Below are 19,079 nucleotides of genomic sequence, written 5' to 3' on the forward strand. Positions count from 1 at the left end.
AAGTTGAAAAATTGTGGCTACTCAACTTGTAACCTGCAACTCGCAACTTTTAACCTTTACTGGCTTCAACAGCTTTGCGCACACTTCCATATTTTTGTAGTAAATCTGCTGCTTGGTCATGGTCAATATGTAGCTCATCCATTACCATTTGCGTGCCGCGATCTACCAATTTATGATTAGTTAATTGCATATCTACCATTTTATTCCCTTTCACGCGGCCCATTCTAATCATAACTGTAGTGCTTAACATATTCAACACTAATTTCTGAGCAGTTCCAGATTTCATTCGGGTTGAACCAGTTAAGAATTCTGGACCTACCACTACTTCTACTGGAAAATCAGATTCAGCAACAATTGGCCCACCTTCATTACAAACAATGCATCCAGTTAAAACGCCATGTTTACGAGCAGTATTTAAACCCCCAATCACATATGGAGTAGTTCCAGAAGCAGCTAAGCCAACTAAACAATCTTTCTCATTAATTTGGTATTCCTGTAAATCTTCCCAAGCTTGTGTTATGTTGTCTTCTGCAAATTCAACTGCTTTACGTATTGCTGTATCGCCACCTGCAATAATACCAACAACCGTATCGAAAGAAACGCCAAATGTAGGAGGACATTCAGAAGCATCAACTACACCTAAACGACCGCTTGTGCCTGCACCAATGTAAAACAATCTTCCGCCTTTAATCATTCTTTCGGCAATGGCCGATGCTAATTTTTCGATTTGTGGTAAAGCATGCTCAACAGCCAACGGTACAGTCTTGTCTTCGTTATTAATGCCTGTCAAAATTTCTAGAACAGACATTTTATCTATATCATGGTAGTTAGATTCTTGCTCGGTAACTCTATTCATGGATTTCATTAAAAGTTAAAGTTCGTTAATTTATCAATTAACAGGAAATATTATGCATAAAACCCTGCAATTTTAGAGAGAAGATTATTCCCTTGCAAATATTTGCTTCAAAAAAATCAAAAAACTAAAATGTTTTACCCTTGTTATTTAATAACAGGCTTATTCTCATCTGTTTGTAATTTGATTTTTTTATTTGCAATGAGGCGCCCATGTTTTTGATATTCATATAGTTATGAGCTTGATAAAATCACTGGGGTTTCATAACTTTGTAGTATCCCATCCCTAATGAAAAAAAGTACGAGATTTAACCTTCTTCTTGCCTTAACCTATTCCATAACTTTAATAGGTGGAATGTATTTGGGTTTTAAATTTTTAAAAGATCAAGGATTTAAAATCGAGAAAAGTACTCGCTATGCTGATAACAATCAAAAAGTAGAAGATATTATCCATATCATTAATAAGAACTACGTTGATGATGTGAATGCAGATAGCCTTCATCATTTGCCAATAGACAGTTTATTGCATCAATTAGATCCGCATAGCATGTATTTGCCAGCGACTAAAGCATTTGAATTGGCAGAAAATTTAGAAGGTAATTTTGAAGGGATAGGTGTAGAATATTATATCCTTAACGATACATTGCTGGTTACTAATGTGTTAAAAGATGGCCCTGCTTTTTTAGCTGGTGTTAAGCAAGGTGATAAAATATTAAAAGTAGACAGTGCCAATGTAAGTGGGAGAGGATTGCCTCGTTCTGAAATGATTGGCAAAATTAGAGGTAGAAAAGGTACGCCAGTACAACTTACCTTGTTACATTATGGAGCTGTTTCGCCTGCAGTTTTAACTATAAAAAGAGGCAGGGTAGAAGTGAGCAGTATTGACGCCGCCTACATGCTGAATACAGAAACAGCTTACATTCGAATTAGTAAGTTTGGGGCAAACACCGATGAAGATTTTGTAAACGCTGTAAAATCCCTTAAAACCAAAGGGATGAAAAAGCTAGTGCTTGATCTCCGAGATAATGGAGGCGGCTATCTGAATGCGGCGACAGGCTTAGCTAATCAGTTTTTGCCTGAGAATAAATTAATCGTGTATACGCAAGGGAAACACGAACCACGTACAGATTATTTTGCAACTGGGGGTGGTGAATTTGAGCAAGGAAAACTAGCTGTATTGATTAACGAGAATTCGGCCTCTGCTAGTGAGATCTTTGCAGGAGCAATACAAGATTTAGATAGAGGTATTATTATAGGAAGACGTTCTTTTGGGAAAGGATTGGTGCAAGAGCAGTTTGCATTTGAAGACGGTTCTGCTTTAAACTTAACCATTGCAAGATATTATACACCACTTGGTAGAAGCATACAGAAATCCTACAAGAAGGGTTATGCAGCCTATCAACATGAGTTGGAAGATCGTTTAAATGATGGTGAATTGACAGCTAAAAATGTAAAAGCAAAAGACAGTTTGCAAAAGACTGCTGCATTTGTCACACAAAGTGGGAAAAAGGTTTTTGGCGGTGGTGGCATTCAGCCAGATGTGTACGTGAAGCTAGATACTACGGGTTACACAAAGTTATATGCTACGCTGATTAATAAAAAGATATTAATTGATTTTGTATTCGATGTATTGGCTGATCGATATACACCAACTTATTTATCACAAACGTTAAATACGTTTAGCATTAACGATACCGATTATAAAGATTTATTGAAATACATTCAGTCTAAAAATGTTGCAATTGATGCGAAACAACTCATGGTATCAAAATCTATTATTTATAACGATTTAAAAGTGATGTTGTGTAAATATCATTTAGGCGATGCGGGATATTATAAAGCACATAATTTAACCGATAATGTGGTTAAACAAGCATTAGCCAGTTTGCAATAACCGATTGTTCATCCTTTCTATTGAGCACAGTGAGGCTAATAATCTGTTGTTGATCAAATGACTAATGAACCAATGACTGATGAACTAGGTAACTTCTATCTCAAAAAGATTTAAGCTAATACCTTCATAATGTTTAGGTAAGCCGCTATTCGGAGCAATTTTAATCATACCTACATGATTAAAACCACAACCTGTGTAATAAGTCAATAGTTTTTCATTATCTGCCCAAGTATCCATACGAATAAACTGAATAGCATTGTTTTTTGCATGTGCTTTGGCCCAATCAATAATTACATTTACAAATCCATACCCTCTAAAATCAGGATGCGTAACGATGCGATGAATGTAAATAGCAGAATCTGCATTTCTTTCCTCCCAAATTTGAGGATCGCTAAAGGTAACCGCAAAAATGCAGGCAATTTGTCCATCAACAAGAATTTTGTATTGCCTATTTTCTTCAATTTCTTGAGTAATCAAATCTATGCTAAAGCCTTGCCAATGGTGATGAAAAACCTTTTTTTGGTGCGCAATAGCCATATCATAAAACTCAAAAATGTTATCGATATCAGCTAATGTACTTGATAAAACTTGTATTGATTTTTGCATGTATGAGATCAAATTAATGGAACAATTGTGAGGCTGAAATTATCGATTTCTTGCCATTCAAAGGTTGAATACTTACAGTTAAATTGTTGCCCCCACCGCTATCATAGTACCATAAACCAACTTTATGATATCCTTTTTTAAGCGCAATCGTTCCACTGGGTTGAGGTTTGCCTTTAGCGGCATCATTTTCCGCAACTTCTTCATCCGCTACCCAAAGTTTACTTCCATCGTCAGAATCTAGATAAAAAGTATAAAGATCATCTTTATCTACATACACATATCCCGTAAAACGGAAAGCAAACTTATCTTTTCTTTCTTTTTTGTCAATGGATAAAGTAGGAGCAATTCCTTTAGTTTTAATCGCTGTTTTGGTTACCTTTTCCATATTAATTTTACCTTCTGGTTCAAGGTATTCATAACTTATTCCTTGTCTTGCAGCTATTTTGGCAGGAGCTTTCCATTGATAAACAGCCACTTCTTTAACACTTACATTACTTTCTAAAGCCCCATCTTGCAGTGCGATAGCTTTAATCGTACTTTTTGAAGTCACCTTAAAAGGTTTGCTATACTTTATAGATTTGATACTTGGCTCGCTTCCATCCACTGTATAATAAACCGCAGTTGCATTGCTTTTTAGTTGGACTGTAGTTTGCAAAGTCTTGTTGTTTTGAACCACATCAATTTCTGGTTTATACGCAAATTGACCAAATCCTGCAATTTTTAGTACATACGCATAAGGCACTTTAAATACATTTGGATCGTACTCAGGTAAATCAATTTCCGTTGCATTATTTTGCACATGCCAAGCTACTTTTGTGGTACTACCTAACAAACTCAGTGAAGCAGTTTTAGGCAACATGATATTTTTTAGCGTGATTTTTTTGTTGGAAGGATATTTTGGCAAAATAGCATACAACGTATTTGTGGTAGGATTATACGTGTAAAAAACCTCCTTCACTGCAAAGCCAGGGTCTGGATCAACTGTGATTTTCGTCATGTAATCGTTCGTGGTTTTCCAGTCTCCTTCAACTTTTTTAGATTCATAATGCTGATTTCCTTCACTCCATTGAAATGCATTCTTCCATCTAACGGTATTGTAAATTGCCTCTCCATTAAGCGTTAACCAGTCGCCCATTTGCAACAAACGCTCTTGCATAATTGGTGGTATTTTGCCATGTTCATCTGGACCTATATCCAACAAAAAATTACCTCCGCGACTTACTTTATCTACTAAGGAAATAATAAGCGATTGCGTTGTATTGTAATCCCAAGCATCTTCTGCACGATTGTATCCATAAGAATAGCCCATTCCTCTGCTTTCTTCCCAAGCATGATCTTCAAAATCTAAATCAGGTTGATATTCTGGAGTGTACACCTGTCCGTGATTAAACCGAACTCCGCTGCCCCACCTATCATACGTTACTACAGAATTTTTAACTGGACTTGAGTTATATAACCATGCTAAAAATTCTTGCGAACGCCAAGTTTCCGCAGGCAAATCCCAATCGCCATCCGTCCAAAAAACATCAGGTTTATAGGTATTAATTAAATCTAACATTTGTGGATACATATGGTTATCCACGTAGCTTTTCTTATCCTTTTTATACAAGGGATTAAACCATTCGTACAACGAATAATACATGCCAGGCTTTACGCTGGTTTTACGCAAGGCAGTAAATAACTCCCCTAATAAATCTCTATGTGGCCCTGTGGTAACTGAATTCCATGGAAATCCCCAGGTCTTATCAGTTTCTTTGCTAGGCCAAATGGCATATCCATCGTGATGTTTAGAGGTCAATACGACATATTTTGCGCCTGATTTTTCAATGAGTTTAGCCCACTCATCTGGGTTATATAATTCAGCTTTAAAATCTTTGGCCAAATCATAATAGCTACGATCACCAAAACGCTTTTTTTGATAGGCAATACGAGCCGTATCATTACCATTTAATCCATTTTGATACCATTCTGCATAATTACCTTTTGTACTCCATCCTGGAACCGAGTATACTCCCCAATGAATAAATATGCCAAATTTTGCTTGTCCAAACCATGTGGGAATAGGTCTGGTATCTAAACTTTCCCAATTCGCTTGGTAATTTTGTGCATTAATTGAAGTTGATAAACTGAGTACTAATGCTAGAATAAGTAGGGGTTTTAAAAGCATATCACATCTATTTGTGGTCATTACAAATAAACAACATTAAGACTAATAAAGAAAATTATATCATTCAGCGATGAGGTCATCCTCTTAGATTCTCCAGATGTTCTTTTCTCCCTCCGCTGAAAATCACAAGCATTGTTGCCTAGTGTCACTTAGTTTAGAATTTAAAGAGGCTTTACACTAAAATATGGTATATTTAAAAACCATCCCATTTACAACGATTTTCCGTTACAAGCCCCACTAATTTCTTAATGCTTTCCGCGACACTACCGCGACCTTATGGCGACCTTACCGCGACTTATGTCCTAGAAGAGTTCTTGTTTAGCTCTGCATTAGTTTAGGTTATCTGTTAGTTTTGGTGTACGCAGTTCTTTAAAATTGGCCATTTTCTAGAACAAGACTCGGACTAATCACAAGCAAGTGTGAGTGAAGTAAATTTATGTGCTGATTTTAAAATAGCTAATGAGATAATTTAGTAAAGCAAAAAAGGCTGCTAACGCATAGTTAAGCAGCCTTTTTTTAATTTAATAATCGTAGCCCGTAGGGGAATCGAACCCCTGTTTCCAGAATGAAAATCTGGCGTCCTCACCCCTAGACGAACGGGCCGTTAAATAAGAAGTGTCATTTCAACTTCTTTGGTAGCGGGGACCAGACTCGAACTGATGACCTTCGGGTTATGAGCCCGACGAGCTACCAACTGCTCCACCCCGCACGCTATACAATTTGAGGTTTTCGTTAAATCCTTAACTCTTCCCCCGAATTGGAATGCAAAGATATAATTCGTTTCTTTGCATTACAAATTTATTTTAAAAAATATTTTTATGTCGCATAAAGCAGGTTTTGTAAGCATCATCGGTAAGCCCAATGTGGGTAAATCAACTCTCATGAATGCCCTAGTGGGTGAAAAACTTTCTATCATTACGCCTAAAGCGCAAACCACACGTCATCGTATTTTAGGAATTGTGAACGAAGATGAGTTTCAAATTGTATTTTCAGATACACCTGGCATCATAAAACCGCTTTACGGACTACAAGATTCGATGATGAGTGCAGTGAACGGAGCATTAAGTGATGCAGACTTAATTCTCTTTGTTACAGATATTCATGAGAAGCATGATGAAAATGATGTTTTAGAAAAAATTACGAATACGACCATCCCTTTGGTTGTGCTTTTAAATAAAATAGATAATGCTACGCAAGAGCAAGTAGATGAGAAGTTTGCCTATTGGCAGGAGAAATTAAATCCTAAACATATCTTCGCAATTTCTGCGCTGCATCAATATAATTTGGAAGGCATTTTGCCAATGATTTTGGATCATATTCCAGAACATCCAGCATATTATGATAAAGAAGAACTAACAGATCGTAGTCAGCGATTTTTTGTTTCGGAAATTATTCGTGAAAAAATATTCTTTAATTACAAAAAGGAAATTCCTTATAGTACAGAAGTAATTGTAACTGCATTTAAAGAAGAAGAAAGTAAAGGCGGCCCTATGGTTCGTATTACTGCAGAAATTATTGTAGAAAGAGATTCACAAAAGAACATACTGATCGGTACAGGCGGCGCAATGCTTAAAAAAGTTGGTATGGAAGCTAGAAAAGACATCGAGAAATTTTTAGATAGCAAAGTATTTTTAGAAACCTTTGTTAAAGTTTTGCCAGACTGGAGAAGCAAAAAGAATTACTTAAAAAGCTTTGGATACGATAGTTAGTTTTTTGGCTATTTGGCTGATCAGTTGTCTGGGAAAAAGAAACCTAAGATTGATACTTAACTAAACAACCTTTCTCTAAGTCGATAAAAAATCGTACTTTTGCACTCCCTTAGAAATTTAATTTCTTTGAAACTTAGAACGTTAGCAGAAAAATGGCTTTTCAACTGGCGGTTAAAACATCAACCTTAACCCAACCAACGAACTAACCAACTTACTAACAAACCATAATAAAATGAGTAACATTATCGCAATTGTCGGAAGACCAAACGTAGGCAAATCTACCCTTTTTAACCGCTTAACAGAAAGTCGCAAAGCTATTGTAGATGATTTTAGTGGTGTAACTCGTGATAGACATTACGGTAAAGCCGAATGGACCAATAGAGAATTTACGGTTATTGATACTGGCGGTTATGTTGCCAATTCTGAAGATGTTTTTGAAGCTGCAATCCGCGAGCAAGTAGTGATCGCTATTGAAGAAGCTACAGTGTTGGTATTCATGGTGGATGTAACTACAGGGATTACTGATTTAGATGATGAAATTGCACAATTACTTCGTCGTAGTAAAAAACCCGTATTTGTTGTAGTAAACAAAGTTGATAACCATCAACTAGAAAATGATGCAACAGTATTTTATGGTTTTGGTTTAGGCGAAATCTACACGATTTCTTCTATGACAGGTTCTGGAACTGGAGAATTATTAGATCAAGTAATTACTCACTTTGAAGATGTTGTTGAGGAAGAAAATGCATTGCCTAAAATTACCATCGTAGGTCGCCCGAACGTTGGTAAATCTTCATTAATTAATGCGTTAATTGGTAAAGATCGTAATATTGTAACCCCAATTGCAGGTACTACTCGTGATTCAATTCATATTCACTATAATCAATTTGGTCATGAGTTTATGTTTATTGATACCGCTGGTTTGCGTAAAAAGACCAAGGTAAAAGAGAACATCGAATTTTATTCGGTAATGCGTACAATTAAGGCGCTAGAGGAAGCTGATGTGGTCATGTTAATGATTGATGCAGAAGATGGTTTAGAGTCTCAAGATGTAAACATTTTCCACTTAGCGGAGAAAAACAAAAAAGGTATTGTGATTTTAGTTAACAAATGGGATTTAATTGAGAAAAACAATAAAACCATTAAAGAGTTCGAAGATCAAATTCGCACAAAATTGCAACCGTTTACTGATGTGCCAATTGTGTTTATCTCGGTATTAAACAAGCAACGTATTTTCAAAACAATTGAAACAGCTTTAGAAGTTCATAAAAACCGTAGCAAGAAAATTCCTACCTCAAAATTGAACGATGTGATGTTGCCAATTATCGAAAACTATCCACCGCCTGCATTAAAAGGAAAATACATTAAAGTAAAATACGTGACGCAAATCAATGCTACCTCACCTATGTTTGCCTTTTTCTGTAATTTGCCACAGTACATTAAAGAGCCTTATAAGCGTTTTATAGAAAATAAATTACGTGAGAATTTCGATTTTTCAGGAGTTCCAATACAAATTTATTTTAGACAGAAATAAGGGAGTCAGAAAAGTCCGAAGACAAATCGTATTAAAACATATCGCTAAGAAGTTATGAACGACTTCTGATATTGTAGTGGGCTTTTCCCTGTGATACTTTTAAAGTATTGATGAAAGCTGGCGAAGTTATAAAAGCCACTATCGTAACACACTTCTTTTACATTCACCTTGCCATCCATTAAGAGTTTACAGGCATGGCTTACTCTAATCTCATTAATAAACCTTGAATAGGTTTTCTTACTTCGTGATTTAAAGTATTTACAAAAAGAATTTGGACTAATTTTAGCTACTTCGGCTATGGTTTTTAAATCAATTTTCTCCTTGAAGTTAGAGATGGTGTAATTATAAATAGAATGCATTCGATCTTTTTCTAATTCTTGAAAATGATACTTAAAGCCCATAGAAACTAAATGTTTTACCTCTTTAGTTGCTGCAATAGAAAGCAAGGCTTCCATTAGGTTTATAATTTTCCGACTACCATTTGTTTCAATTACATTGGTAATTAACTTGGCAACTTCCTTTCTAGCAGCACCTATAATTTGTACCCCTAATTGTGATTGCTTCAACAGGTCTTTTAATTCTTTATTCTCTGGAATATCTAAAAAGTCTGCTCCCCAAAAATTTTCATTGAAGTGAATTACCCTTACATCCACATCGTGGTCATCTTCTGTTATACTATCAAAACGCCAATAATGCGGCACATTACTACCTACTAAAATTACATCTCCAGAATTAAAGCTTTCAATGCTATCTCCAATAAATTGTATTCCACTTCCTTTAGCAAAATAAATCAGCTCAACCTCTGGATGATAATGCCAATGGCTATTAATGTCTGGAACAACGTCTTTTCTAGCACTAAAAGAATGAATTAAATCTGTCGATACTTTTAAAAGTTGAGGTTTCATAGTCTCGTTTAGTAAGTAATAATTCAGCGTAATTGTTAAATTTTAACTAAAAATAATTAAAATTACATCATATCGCTTACTATTAGTGAAAATTAAGACTCAAGACATGACTTTGGTTTTTAATATCTTTGCCTATAGAATGTAGTGCAAAATGAAACATATCCTAGATAATCCTATTTATAATTCTTTAAAAACTGCTCATCATAGTTTTGCTAATGGAACAGAAAATGTAAGATATTATGCTAGTGATGTTGCCCCATTTGCGGGATTAAAAGATAATTCTGACGAAGACTTTAAATTGTTGTACGAGAATAGCGCTACGGAAAGTACGTTTGTTGTTTTTACGCCAGTAGCCTATGCTATTCCTAGTCAATGGAAATTGCTCCATCAAATTAACATGTTTCAAATGGTTTATGATTCTAAACAACTTCCAACAGGAGATGATTTGGACTTTGCAGATTTGAATGCATCCCATGTTAAAGATATGTTAGCGCTTGTTAAGCTAACCGAACCTGGGCCATTTCGTTCGCGGACAATAGAACTTGGAAATTATACAGGAGTACTAAATAACGATGAATTAGTGGCAATGGCTGGTCATCGCTTTAATCCAACACCTTATGTAGAAATTAGCGCAGTGTGTACACACCCAGATCATTCAGGTAAAGGATATGCTTTCAGACTTATTAGAGAACAAATCAAAAGAATACTAGAGAAATCAGAAATCCCTTTTCTACATGTTAGAAATGATAATGATGGTGCAGTGAAGTTGTATCAAAAGTTAGGGTTTCATATTCGGACTGAAATGATCGCTTATGTTGTTCAAAAAGTAGTGAAATAGTAAGCTATTTATTCCTAAAAGTCTTAAAAATTATCATCCCATTAGAAAAATGGAGCTTAAAAAAGGAAGTACTTTTTATTAGAGGATAGATCTTATTGCTAATTATTAGTTGATATTTCCTTCAATTACACAGGTTTTTACTCTTAAATTGTTTATTTCTGTTCTATTTTAAGCGATTTATATTTTTTTTCAAATTTATTTAATGTGCTTGAAGCGTATTAGCTAAAAACCCTTCAAGTGCGTCACAGCAATGTTACGGTGCGATTTTATAGTATTTGTATTGTGATTTAAGCGTATCAAAATATTTATAACTACCTAATTATTAGTTATTTATGTTATTTTTTATTTTGCTATTCTATAATTTTTAAAATAGATTTACGGTTACAAACTATTCTAACCAAATGTAACATGAGAAAAAAAATTACCCTACTTATTAGTATGGTCCTTTTCACCTATGTATTCTGTTTCGCACAGGATGTCACGATTAAAGGTAGTATAAAGGACAAAAATGGAGCTCCGCTACCAGGAGTTTCAGTAACAGTTAAAAACTCAAAATCTGGAGTTTCTTCAAATGGCGATGGAGAATATTCAATTTCCGCCCCTGGCAATTCTACCTTAGTATTTTCGATGATTGGCTATAAAATGCAAGAGGTTGCCGTGAATAATCGGACACAACTAAACATCGAATTACTTGAATCTGTAAATGAACTTTCAGATGTTGTTGTGGTGGGTTACGGAACGGCACTTAAGAAAGATGTAACAGGAGCAATCTCTAGCGTAAAAGCCACGCAATTAGAAAACGAAAATCCACAAAGTGTTGCCGATATTCTTAAAGGAAACATTGCTGGTTTATCAGTTGGGATGAATACCAGTGCTAAAGGTGGTGGTGATTTATTAGTGAGAGGAAAAACAACCTTAACAGCTAGTACATCACCATTAATTGTTTTAGATGGAGTGATTTACATCGGACAACTTTCAGATATCAATCCTAATGATATTGAAACAATAGATGTATTAAAAGATGCGAGTTCGCTTGCCGTTTATGGATCTAAAGCTGCAACTGGTGTGGTAGCAATTACAACAAAAAAAGGTAAATCAAGTGCGCCAACAATTAACTTCAATACAAATTTCGGTATTGCTACACTCTCAAAAGATCAACCAGTTTATGATGGACCAGGTTTTTTAGCTTGGCGTGGTGATGTTTTAAGAAGTGCAGGAACAAGCCCTGCTTATATTTATAATGATCCAGATAACTTGCCTGCAGGTGTTACGTTAACGCAATGGCTTAATGGACAAACTACTACCAATCCAAAGGATCTTTGGCTAACTAGATTAGGTTTACTTACCAACGAGAAGAATAATTACTTTGCTGGTAATACTATAGATTGGTATGATTTATTATTCCGTACTGGTCAACGCCAAGATCATACGCTAAGCATTGCTGGTAGAAAAGACGAAGTTAATTATTACATGTCTTTAGGCTATTTAAAAAATGAAAATCTAATTGAAGGCGGCCAATTTAGTACCGTTAGAACTAGAGTAAATTTAGATGCAAGAGCGGCTAAATTTTTAAATGTTGGTATTAATTTTCAATATGCAGATCGTGATGAAGGTTCAATAGAAGCAGATTGGAGTCAGTTAACAAGTTTATCACCTTATGGCGATTATTACAATGCAGATGGTTCATTAAGAAGAATTCCAACTGATGACAATGGATTGAATGCAAGAAATCCTTTCTTAAACCCAACGTATAACAGCAGAATGGTAAGATTAAATACTTTATTTGGAAGTATTTATGCGAAAGCAACTTTACCTTTTGGAATTACTTATCAATTGAATTTTAGTCCTGGTATTGATATGTATCGCACATTTAATGCATCTTCTTCATTAAATCCAAACGTTACTACACCAGGAGGTTCTGCCACAAGAGCACAAGAAACAAGATACAATTGGCAAGTAGATAATTTGTTGAAATGGAATAAAACGATTGGCAAAATCCACAATTTTGATGCTACTTTCTTAGTAAATGGTGAGAAATATCAATCATGGTATACCTTATCAGGAAATGAAGGCTTTATTCCAAGCGATATTCTTGGGTACCATAACTTAGGTAGCGGTATTAAAGCAAGTGTTAGTAGCGATGATCAAGCATATAAAGGAGACGCTTTAATGGGCAGAATCAATTACTCATTAATGAGCCGCTACAATCTTTCTTACACCATACGACGTGATGGTTTCTCTGGATTTGGTGCTAATAATAAAAGAGCAACTTTCCAGTCTGCAGCTGTTGCTTGGACATTTACTGAAGAAAGTTTCCTAAAAGATCTCAAATGGCTTAATTATGGAAAGCTGAGAGTTTCTTACGGTGAAAATGGAAATAGGGTTGTAGATCAATATTCTAGTTTATCTGCTGAAGATCTTGTGAAGTATCAATATGTAAACTCAAGTGGAGTACCGTCAGAAGTAAATGGTTTAGTTGGTGGTGCTAGAATTGGAAACCCAGAGTTGAGATGGGAAAAAACGAAATCATTAAATATTGGTTTAGATTTCGGAATAATAAATAATAGAATTAATGGCGCATTAGAGTTTTATGATAAAAAAACATCAGATTTACTAATTAGCCAAACCTTATCCAGCGTATCGGGAGCTTCTAATGTAATTTCTAATATTGGTGCAGTTAACAATAAAGGTTTTGAGCTTTCTATTAGTAGTAAAAATATCACCTCTGGTAATATTTTATGGAACTCTAACGTGATCTTCTCATTAAATAGAAATAAAATCATTCGCCTAGCCACACCAAATAATGATCCAGGGAATGGCTGGTTTATTGGAAAAGACATCGACGTAATATGGGATTATAAAATTTTGGGAGTATGGCAAACTGATGAAGTTGCTGAAGCTAACAAATTTAACAAAGGGATAAAACCAGGCGATTACAAATTACAAGATGTTGATGGCAACTATGTTTATAATGACTTAGATAAACAGTTTTTGGGATATCGTAATCCTCGTTTTACTTGGGCGTTTAGAAATGAGCTTAATATTTATAAAAGCTTCGATCTTTCGTTCCAATTGATCTCAAATTGGGGGCAAAAAGGACAAGATAACCAAGGTCTTAATCAGCCAGGTAGTGTTGGTTTTGGTAGAACTAGTTCTTATGTTGTTCCTTACTGGACTGTTGATAATCCAACTAATGAGTATGCTCGTTTAAGTTCTGGCTTAAGTGGAACCAGTTTTAACGTGTACAGAAAGAGTTCATTTATTAGATTAAATACGGTGGCACTTTCTTATACATTGCCAACAAGTTTAATCAGTAAGGTGAAATTACAAAGTGCAAAAGTATATTTCAACATTAATAATGCAGCACTTTACGCACCAGATTGGAATACATGGGATCCGCAAAATAATGGTCCAACACCAAGATATTATACACTAGGACTAAATATTTCATTATAGAACTTATAGACATGAAAATTTTAAATAAAAAATTAATTACAGCACTGGTCATGTTTATGATTATGGCTAATAGTTGCAAGAAGGCTGATCTTGACTCAGAGTTTCTATCGAAATTTGAACCAGAGGTAGCTTTAAGTAATGTTGCTGGTATGAAGGCTGCATTAGCAGGATTAGGGTTAAATGTTAGACAGGAGTTTTTTGGAGATATGGCTCCAATAGTTACAGAGTCTATCTTTTCTGATGTTGCAGTAGATGGTACAACTGATAAAAGTACTCAAGCTCAGGATATGAATACGAGAGTAACACCTGATGCAGAGTTAAATAACCCAGATTTCAATAGAATTGGTTTTTATTGGATTGAAGGGTTTAAAGGCGTTAGATATGCCAATACAATTATCAATAACATTGATAAAGTTACCTTTAAAAACGATGCTGAAAAAAACGCAATCTTAGGATCAGCATTATTTTACCGTGCGTATTATTACTATAGATTAGTTCATCAATTTGGAGATGTACCTCTAATTTTGAAAGATTTAACAGAACCGAAACTCGATTATTACTCTACAAAGCGTGAAGTTATCCTTAAAAAGATGAAGAGTGATTTATTGTTTGCTGAGCTTTGGGTATTAGATAATGTTGATAGAGGAGAAGTAACAAAAGGTGCAGTAAGTCATTTATTAACAAAGGTGAATTTAGCGTTGGGCGATTTTGATGATGCAATTACATCTGCAAATAATGTTATTAATGGTGGGAAATATGCATTAATGAGAAATCGTTTTGGAAGTACTGCAGGAGATGCAACAAAGAACGTGGTTTGGGATTTACATAGAATGGATAATAAAGCAATTGCAGCGAATAAAGAAACTATCTTTTTAGCAATTGATAGAGAAACACTAGCTGGTGCAACTGCTTTTGGTTCTCAGGTAATGCGTAATTGCGTGCCAGCATGGCATTTTGCAAATTTAAGAACTCCGTCAGGGCTAAACCCAGCTATTGTAGATGGTGTTACGGTAGAAATTCCTTTAACGTTAATGTATGGTAGAGGAATTGGTAGATACCGCGGAACGCCATATAGTACCAAATATATCTGGACAGACAATACGGATTATCGCCATGCGCCAGGCATGTGGGTAAACATGACTGATCTAGTGTATAACAATCCAGCGTTAAAAAACTCTTCTAATGCAACAGAAAAAGCATTATATGGCAAGCCATTAGTTGATGCAACACCTGCAAATATTAACAATATGTTTTTAAATAAAGGTTTAGATACCATTCGTCACTTTTTTGGTTGGCCACACTATAAAACGTTTATCAATTCGACAAATGCTTTGGCAGTTGATAAATATTGGTCGCCACCTAGAGGAACAAATACAGATTGGTATATCTTCAGATTAGCAGAAACGTATTTGCTAAGAGCTGAAGCTTACTATTGGAAAGGTCAATTAGGTTTAGCAATGGATGATATCAATCAAGTAAGATCAAGGGCAAATGCAGCATTGCTTACCGATGCAACAAAGATAACCATCGGAACAATATTAGACGAGAGAGCGAGAGAATTGTATTATGAAGAGCCACGTAAAACGGAATTAACACGTATAGCATATATTTTCGCAACTACTGGTAAAGTTGCTTATAATGGAAAAACGTACAACTTGGCAAGTTTCTCAGACAATAACTTTTTCTATGATCGAATAATGGAAAAAAATGATTTTTATAAAAACCAGGTGCCAACAGTTTCTGGTGTAAATTTCAAAATTTCTCCTTACCACGTATTATGGCCAGTTCCAGGAAGCGCACAACGCTTTAATACAAATGGTCGTATTAATCAGAATAAAGGATATACTGGTTACGAGAATAATGTCCCACCATTGGACAAAATACCATAAGTAATTATAATTGGTAGTTTATAATCTGAAGAGGCAGTACTTGAAAAAGGCTGTCTCTTTTTATTGAGATGATTTATTGTTAATGTCTAATCTTTTTTTTAAATCCAATTTAGGGATTTTAACAATTAAGAAAAGTGCAACAGATGTGATCACAATTTGCAAAATAACCAAACTAATTGCAAACGTATTGAACTGTGGAGATGTCTCTAAATTAAATAAACGATGGATGTTTTTGGCTATTAAGATAATTAAAAGATATTTTGCCCAGGTAAAACGCCTTTTTATTAAAAAAACTGAAAAGTACCTTAAGCATAAAAAAATACCTGAAATAAGAATATCTCCCCAATCCTCAAGCCCACGTATAAATACAATTACAAGTCCAATTATAAAGCTGCATAAAACAAGATTGGAAGAAATTGTATAGTTCTTACTAAATTTATTCATCTGAGATCATCAATACCGATACCCTCAAATATCGATAATTCTTTTTTTACGCCCTAATATTTTAAGTAATTTCTCTGTTTAAATACATTTAATTCTCACATTATGAGCAATTAACAAAAGCTTCACCTCAATTATTAAATAATTTGACATATTTGATTCGTATTAATAATTCGGTTATGGAAGATATCAAGCTAGATTTAAATGATAAAGGCCGCGGAGCTTTTTTTATCATGGATGGGGAAGAGCAGTTAGCTGAAATGGCATTGGCTATTTCTGATGGAGATTTAATTGTATACCACACTGAGGTAGCCCCAAAGGCAGAAGGTAAAGGATTAGCAAAAAGCTTACTGAATGCAATGGTAAGTTATGCTCGCAAACATGAACTTAAAGTAGTTCCATTATGTCCTTATGTTCATGCTCAATTCAAAAGGCATCCCGAAGAATTCGAAGATATTTGGAAGAAATCCAAAGAAGATGTATAGCCAAACCATTTTAATTCAAAAGAATTAAAAATAAACTTCATAAATGAATGAATATTCATTTATATTTGTGCCATGAGAACTAGAGACGAAGACAAAGTCAGTTTAGTTAAAAAAATGGCCATTAAAAGTATTGTAAAAGAAGGCTTTGAAGGTTTTAGTATGAATAAGCTTGCTAAAGCCTGTGGAATTTCTGTAGCAACGCTTTATATATACTACAAAGACAAAGACGATTTAATTATCAGTATTGCAAAGGAAGAAGGAGATGCCATGGGCGATGCGATGATTAAAAACTTTAACCCGACAGTTTCTTTTGAAGAAGGAATGCGAGTACAATGGCAAAATCGTTACGCCTATATGCTTGAACATCCATTCTCTGTTGCATTTTTTGAGCAATTGCGAACTTCTACTTATCAAAGTCGTTTTTTGGATAATTTCATGAAGAAATTCAAAGAAGTTATAGGGCAGTTTATGGATAATGTAGTTAAAAACGGCGAAATTAATCCAATGCCATTAGAAGTATTTTGGTCTGTTGCCTACGCACCGCTTTACTCTTTAGTACGCTTTGATAATGAAGGGCAAAGCGTTGGTGGAAAGCCTTTTAAAATGACAGATGAGGTGTTGTGGCAAACTTTTGATCTAGTTATCAAAGCATTAAAAAATTAATTCCTTATGGAAAATTTTGATCATATCTTATTATTTAAAACCGACATTAAAAGCGAAGAATGCAAAGCAAAATTGCAATCTATTTTAAATGCTTATGATGGTATTGAGCAGTGGAATGTTGCGTTAGATGATCAAGATTGTGTGTTAAGGATAGTATCATACACCTTAAATCACCAACAAATTATAGAACTTATTACTAATCATGGTCACTATTGCTGTGAATTAACTTAATCCAATGAAACAAGAAATTATTCCTTTCACAGGCTATCAAAAAGTAGTGATTTTCCTCTTAGCTGTTACACAATTTACGGTAATATTAGATTTTATGGTGATGTCGCCATTGGGTGATATTTTAATGAAATCAATGTCATTGCAACCAAAAGCATTTGGTTTTGCTGTTTCTGCTTACGCCTTTAGTGCAGGTATTTCTGGTTTGCTTACTGCAGGTTTTGCCGATCGTTTTGATCGAAAAAAACTGCTAATGTTCTTTTATTTTGGCTTTATTGCTGGCACATTTTTTTGTGGTTTAGCGCATACTTATGCTGAGCTGGTTGCTGCCAGAATTATCACAGGATTATTTGGAGGTGTAATTGGTTCCATTTCTATGGCAATTATCACGGATTTATTTAGCTTACAACAACGTGGACGAGTAATGGGTTTTGTGCAGATGGGCTTCGGCGCAAGTCAAGTTTTAGGTGTGCCAATAGGACTTTATCTAGCAACTTTTTGGGGCTGGGAAGCACCTTTTTTAATGGTAGCTTCGTTAGCAGTTCTAATTGCTATCCTTATTTTATTTCAATTAAAACCAATTACAGCTCATTTAGCCATTCAAAAAGACAAATCTGCACTATTGCATTTATGGCATACCATTAAAAAACGTAAGCATCGTATTGGCTTTACTTCTACTGCATTATTATCTATAGGCGGTTTTATGATGATGCCATTTGGTAGTGCTTTTGCCATTAATAACTTAAAGATTTCTAATGATCAGTTGGTTATGTTATTTACCATTTCTGGTTTAAGCTCATTAGTAATTATGCCAATTGTTGGTCGCTTGAGTGATAAGATTAGTAAGTTTAAAATATTTGCTATTGCTACCGTTTGGATGATGGGAATGTGTGTGCTCTATACAAACCTTTCTGTTACACCATTTTGGATAGTGGTTATTTTTAATATTTTAATGATGATGGGGGTGATGAGTAGAATGATTCCTTCATCGGCTTTAACAAGTGCAATACCAGAAATGGAAGATCGGGGTGCTTTTATGAGCATCAATGCATCTTTACAGCAAATAGCTGGCGGTGTTGCTGCAGCAGTTGCCGGAATGATCGTAGTACAAAGAACTACGTCAAGTCCATTAGAAAACTATAATATTGTAGGTTATGTAATTGTAGTAATTTCTATCATCAGTATTTTCTTGCTGTCTAGAGTAAGTAAAATGGTAACAGAAAAAACGGTTAAATCTAATCCTACAGTTGCAGAAGAGTTGTTATAGTTAGTAATCATTTCGATTATAACAGTAGCTTACAATCATTAACAAAAAAGCAATTTAAACAGCCACTACAAATCCACTACTCAAACCGAAAATTAATTGGTTTTAAGTGAGTAGGCAAACCTTTGCGTAAAATTATCAGCTTACA

At 34.9% G+C, this 19,079-nt stretch carries 15 protein-coding genes and 2 tRNA genes; 10 read left to right on the forward strand and 7 right to left on the reverse strand.

Going from position 1 to position 19,079, the window contains the following annotated elements; all coding sequences use genetic code 11:
* Positions 1–49: 49 nt before the first annotated feature.
* Positions 50–856 carry an N-acetylmuramic acid 6-phosphate etherase gene (gene murQ, locus ACHMWN_RS07210; protein ID WP_397299052.1) on the reverse strand — a complete coding sequence of 269 codons (807 nt, stop codon included), beginning with the start codon at positions 854–856 and terminating at the stop codon, positions 50–52.
* 285 nt (positions 857–1,141) lie between these two features.
* On the opposite strand from murQ, the gene ACHMWN_RS07215 reads away from it, so the two are divergent.
* On the forward strand, positions 1,142–2,746 hold the full coding sequence (locus ACHMWN_RS07215; protein WP_397299055.1) for a S41 family peptidase: 1,605 nt from the start codon (positions 1,142–1,144) through the stop codon (positions 2,744–2,746).
* Positions 2,747–2,830: 84 nt separating this feature from the next.
* Here ACHMWN_RS07215 and ACHMWN_RS07220 read toward each other — a convergent pair whose 3' ends face one another.
* The 4 genes from ACHMWN_RS07220 to ACHMWN_RS07235 form a co-directional block, all read right to left on the reverse strand.
* Positions 2,831–3,352 carry a GNAT family N-acetyltransferase gene (locus tag ACHMWN_RS07220; protein WP_397299058.1) on the reverse strand — a complete coding sequence of 174 codons (522 nt, stop codon included), beginning with the start codon at positions 3,350–3,352 and terminating at the stop codon, positions 2,831–2,833.
* A gap of 13 nt (positions 3,353–3,365) precedes the next feature.
* A complete protein-coding gene (locus ACHMWN_RS07225) occupies positions 3,366–5,519 on the reverse strand; it encodes an alpha-L-fucosidase (RefSeq protein WP_397299060.1) in 2,154 nt (717 codons plus the stop codon).
* 531 nt (positions 5,520–6,050) lie between these two features.
* Positions 6,051–6,122, reverse strand: a tRNA-Glu gene (locus ACHMWN_RS07230).
* A 30-nt stretch (positions 6,123–6,152) separates the two neighbouring features.
* Positions 6,153–6,228, reverse strand: a tRNA-Met gene (locus ACHMWN_RS07235).
* Between the two features lie 109 nt (positions 6,229–6,337).
* Between ACHMWN_RS07235 and era the strand changes: the two genes are divergently transcribed.
* A complete protein-coding gene (gene era / locus ACHMWN_RS07240; protein WP_397299062.1) occupies positions 6,338–7,228 on the forward strand; it encodes a GTPase Era in 891 nt (296 codons plus the stop codon).
* Between the two features lie 232 nt (positions 7,229–7,460).
* A complete protein-coding gene (gene der, locus ACHMWN_RS07245) occupies positions 7,461–8,762 on the forward strand; it encodes a ribosome biogenesis GTPase Der (protein ID WP_397299064.1) in 1,302 nt (433 codons plus the stop codon).
* 44 nt (positions 8,763–8,806) lie between these two features.
* On the opposite strand, the gene ACHMWN_RS07250 is transcribed toward der, so the two are convergent.
* Positions 8,807–9,667, reverse strand: coding sequence for an AraC family transcriptional regulator (locus tag ACHMWN_RS07250; RefSeq protein ID WP_397299067.1), 861 nt, complete (start codon positions 9,665–9,667; stop codon positions 8,807–8,809).
* Between the two features lie 151 nt (positions 9,668–9,818).
* Between ACHMWN_RS07250 and ACHMWN_RS07255 the strand changes: the two genes are divergently transcribed.
* The 3 genes from ACHMWN_RS07255 to ACHMWN_RS07265 all read left to right on the forward strand — a co-directional run bounded on the left by ACHMWN_RS07255 (position 9,819) and on the right by ACHMWN_RS07265 (position 15,850).
* The gene (locus tag ACHMWN_RS07255; RefSeq protein WP_397299070.1) at positions 9,819–10,505 is read left to right on the forward strand and encodes a GNAT family N-acetyltransferase; all 687 of its coding nucleotides are present in this window, start codon (positions 9,819–9,821) and stop codon (positions 10,503–10,505) included.
* Between the two features lie 408 nt (positions 10,506–10,913).
* Complete coding sequence (locus ACHMWN_RS07260) at positions 10,914–13,961, forward strand: SusC/RagA family TonB-linked outer membrane protein (RefSeq protein WP_397299072.1); 3,048 nt, start codon at positions 10,914–10,916, stop codon at positions 13,959–13,961.
* An 11-nt stretch (positions 13,962–13,972) separates the two neighbouring features.
* Positions 13,973–15,850 carry a RagB/SusD family nutrient uptake outer membrane protein gene (locus ACHMWN_RS07265; protein ID WP_397299075.1) on the forward strand — a complete coding sequence of 626 codons (1,878 nt, stop codon included), beginning with the start codon at positions 13,973–13,975 and terminating at the stop codon, positions 15,848–15,850.
* 60 nt (positions 15,851–15,910) lie between these two features.
* Here the strand turns inward: ACHMWN_RS07265 and ACHMWN_RS07270 are convergent, their stop codons facing one another.
* A complete protein-coding gene (locus ACHMWN_RS07270) occupies positions 15,911–16,294 on the reverse strand; it encodes a hypothetical protein (protein WP_397299078.1) in 384 nt (127 codons plus the stop codon).
* A 176-nt stretch (positions 16,295–16,470) separates the two neighbouring features.
* Here ACHMWN_RS07270 and ACHMWN_RS07275 point away from each other — a divergent pair, with 176 nt between their 5' ends.
* The 4 genes from ACHMWN_RS07275 to ACHMWN_RS07290 all read left to right on the forward strand — a co-directional run bounded on the left by ACHMWN_RS07275 (position 16,471) and on the right by ACHMWN_RS07290 (position 18,934).
* Positions 16,471–16,776: a GNAT family N-acetyltransferase gene (locus tag ACHMWN_RS07275; RefSeq protein ID WP_397299080.1), complete on the forward strand. Its 306-nt coding sequence runs from the start codon at positions 16,471–16,473 to the stop codon at positions 16,774–16,776.
* 72 nt (positions 16,777–16,848) lie between these two features.
* The gene (locus ACHMWN_RS07280) at positions 16,849–17,439 is read left to right on the forward strand and encodes a TetR/AcrR family transcriptional regulator (protein ID WP_397299083.1); all 591 of its coding nucleotides are present in this window, start codon (positions 16,849–16,851) and stop codon (positions 17,437–17,439) included.
* Positions 17,440–17,445: 6 nt separating this feature from the next.
* Positions 17,446–17,670: a hypothetical protein gene (locus ACHMWN_RS07285; RefSeq protein WP_397299085.1), complete on the forward strand. Its 225-nt coding sequence runs from the start codon at positions 17,446–17,448 to the stop codon at positions 17,668–17,670.
* Positions 17,671–17,674: 4 nt separating this feature from the next.
* Positions 17,675–18,934 carry an MFS transporter gene (locus ACHMWN_RS07290; RefSeq protein WP_397299088.1) on the forward strand — a complete coding sequence of 420 codons (1,260 nt, stop codon included), beginning with the start codon at positions 17,675–17,677 and terminating at the stop codon, positions 18,932–18,934.
* Positions 18,935–19,079 lie beyond the last annotated feature (145 nt).

Origin of the sequence: Pedobacter sp. UC225_61 (assembly GCF_044452285.1) — a bacterium.
Taxonomy (GTDB): Bacteria; Bacteroidota; Bacteroidia; order Sphingobacteriales; family Sphingobacteriaceae; genus Pedobacter.

Bases quoted from the DNA above. Each gene is read 5' to 3' on its own strand.
- ACHMWN_RS07255 (WP_397299070.1), top strand. From the start codon at position 9,819: ATGAAACATATCCTAGATAATCCTATTTATAATTCTTTAAAAACTGCT.
- ACHMWN_RS07270 (WP_397299078.1), bottom strand. From the start codon at position 16,294: ATGAATAAATTTAGTAAGAACTATACAATTTCTTCCAATCTTGTTTTA.
- ACHMWN_RS07225 (WP_397299060.1), bottom strand. From the start codon at position 5,519: ATGCTTTTAAAACCCCTACTTATTCTAGCATTAGTACTCAGTTTATCA.
- ACHMWN_RS07290 (WP_397299088.1), top strand. From the start codon at position 17,675: ATGAAACAAGAAATTATTCCTTTCACAGGCTATCAAAAAGTAGTGATT.
- ACHMWN_RS07260 (WP_397299072.1), top strand. From the start codon at position 10,914: ATGAGAAAAAAAATTACCCTACTTATTAGTATGGTCCTTTTCACCTAT.
- ACHMWN_RS07250 (WP_397299067.1), bottom strand. From the start codon at position 9,667: ATGAAACCTCAACTTTTAAAAGTATCGACAGATTTAATTCATTCTTTT.
- ACHMWN_RS07265 (WP_397299075.1), top strand. From the start codon at position 13,973: ATGAAAATTTTAAATAAAAAATTAATTACAGCACTGGTCATGTTTATG.
- ACHMWN_RS07275 (WP_397299080.1), top strand. From the start codon at position 16,471: ATGGAAGATATCAAGCTAGATTTAAATGATAAAGGCCGCGGAGCTTTT.
- ACHMWN_RS07220 (WP_397299058.1), bottom strand. From the start codon at position 3,352: ATGCAAAAATCAATACAAGTTTTATCAAGTACATTAGCTGATATCGAT.
- ACHMWN_RS07280 (WP_397299083.1), top strand. From the start codon at position 16,849: ATGAGAACTAGAGACGAAGACAAAGTCAGTTTAGTTAAAAAAATGGCC.
- ACHMWN_RS07285 (WP_397299085.1), top strand. From the start codon at position 17,446: ATGGAAAATTTTGATCATATCTTATTATTTAAAACCGACATTAAAAGC.
- murQ (WP_397299052.1), bottom strand. From the start codon at position 856: ATGAATAGAGTTACCGAGCAAGAATCTAACTACCATGATATAGATAAA.
- ACHMWN_RS07215 (WP_397299055.1), top strand. From the start codon at position 1,142: ATGAAAAAAAGTACGAGATTTAACCTTCTTCTTGCCTTAACCTATTCC.
- era (WP_397299062.1), top strand. From the start codon at position 6,338: ATGTCGCATAAAGCAGGTTTTGTAAGCATCATCGGTAAGCCCAATGTG.
- der (WP_397299064.1), top strand. From the start codon at position 7,461: ATGAGTAACATTATCGCAATTGTCGGAAGACCAAACGTAGGCAAATCT.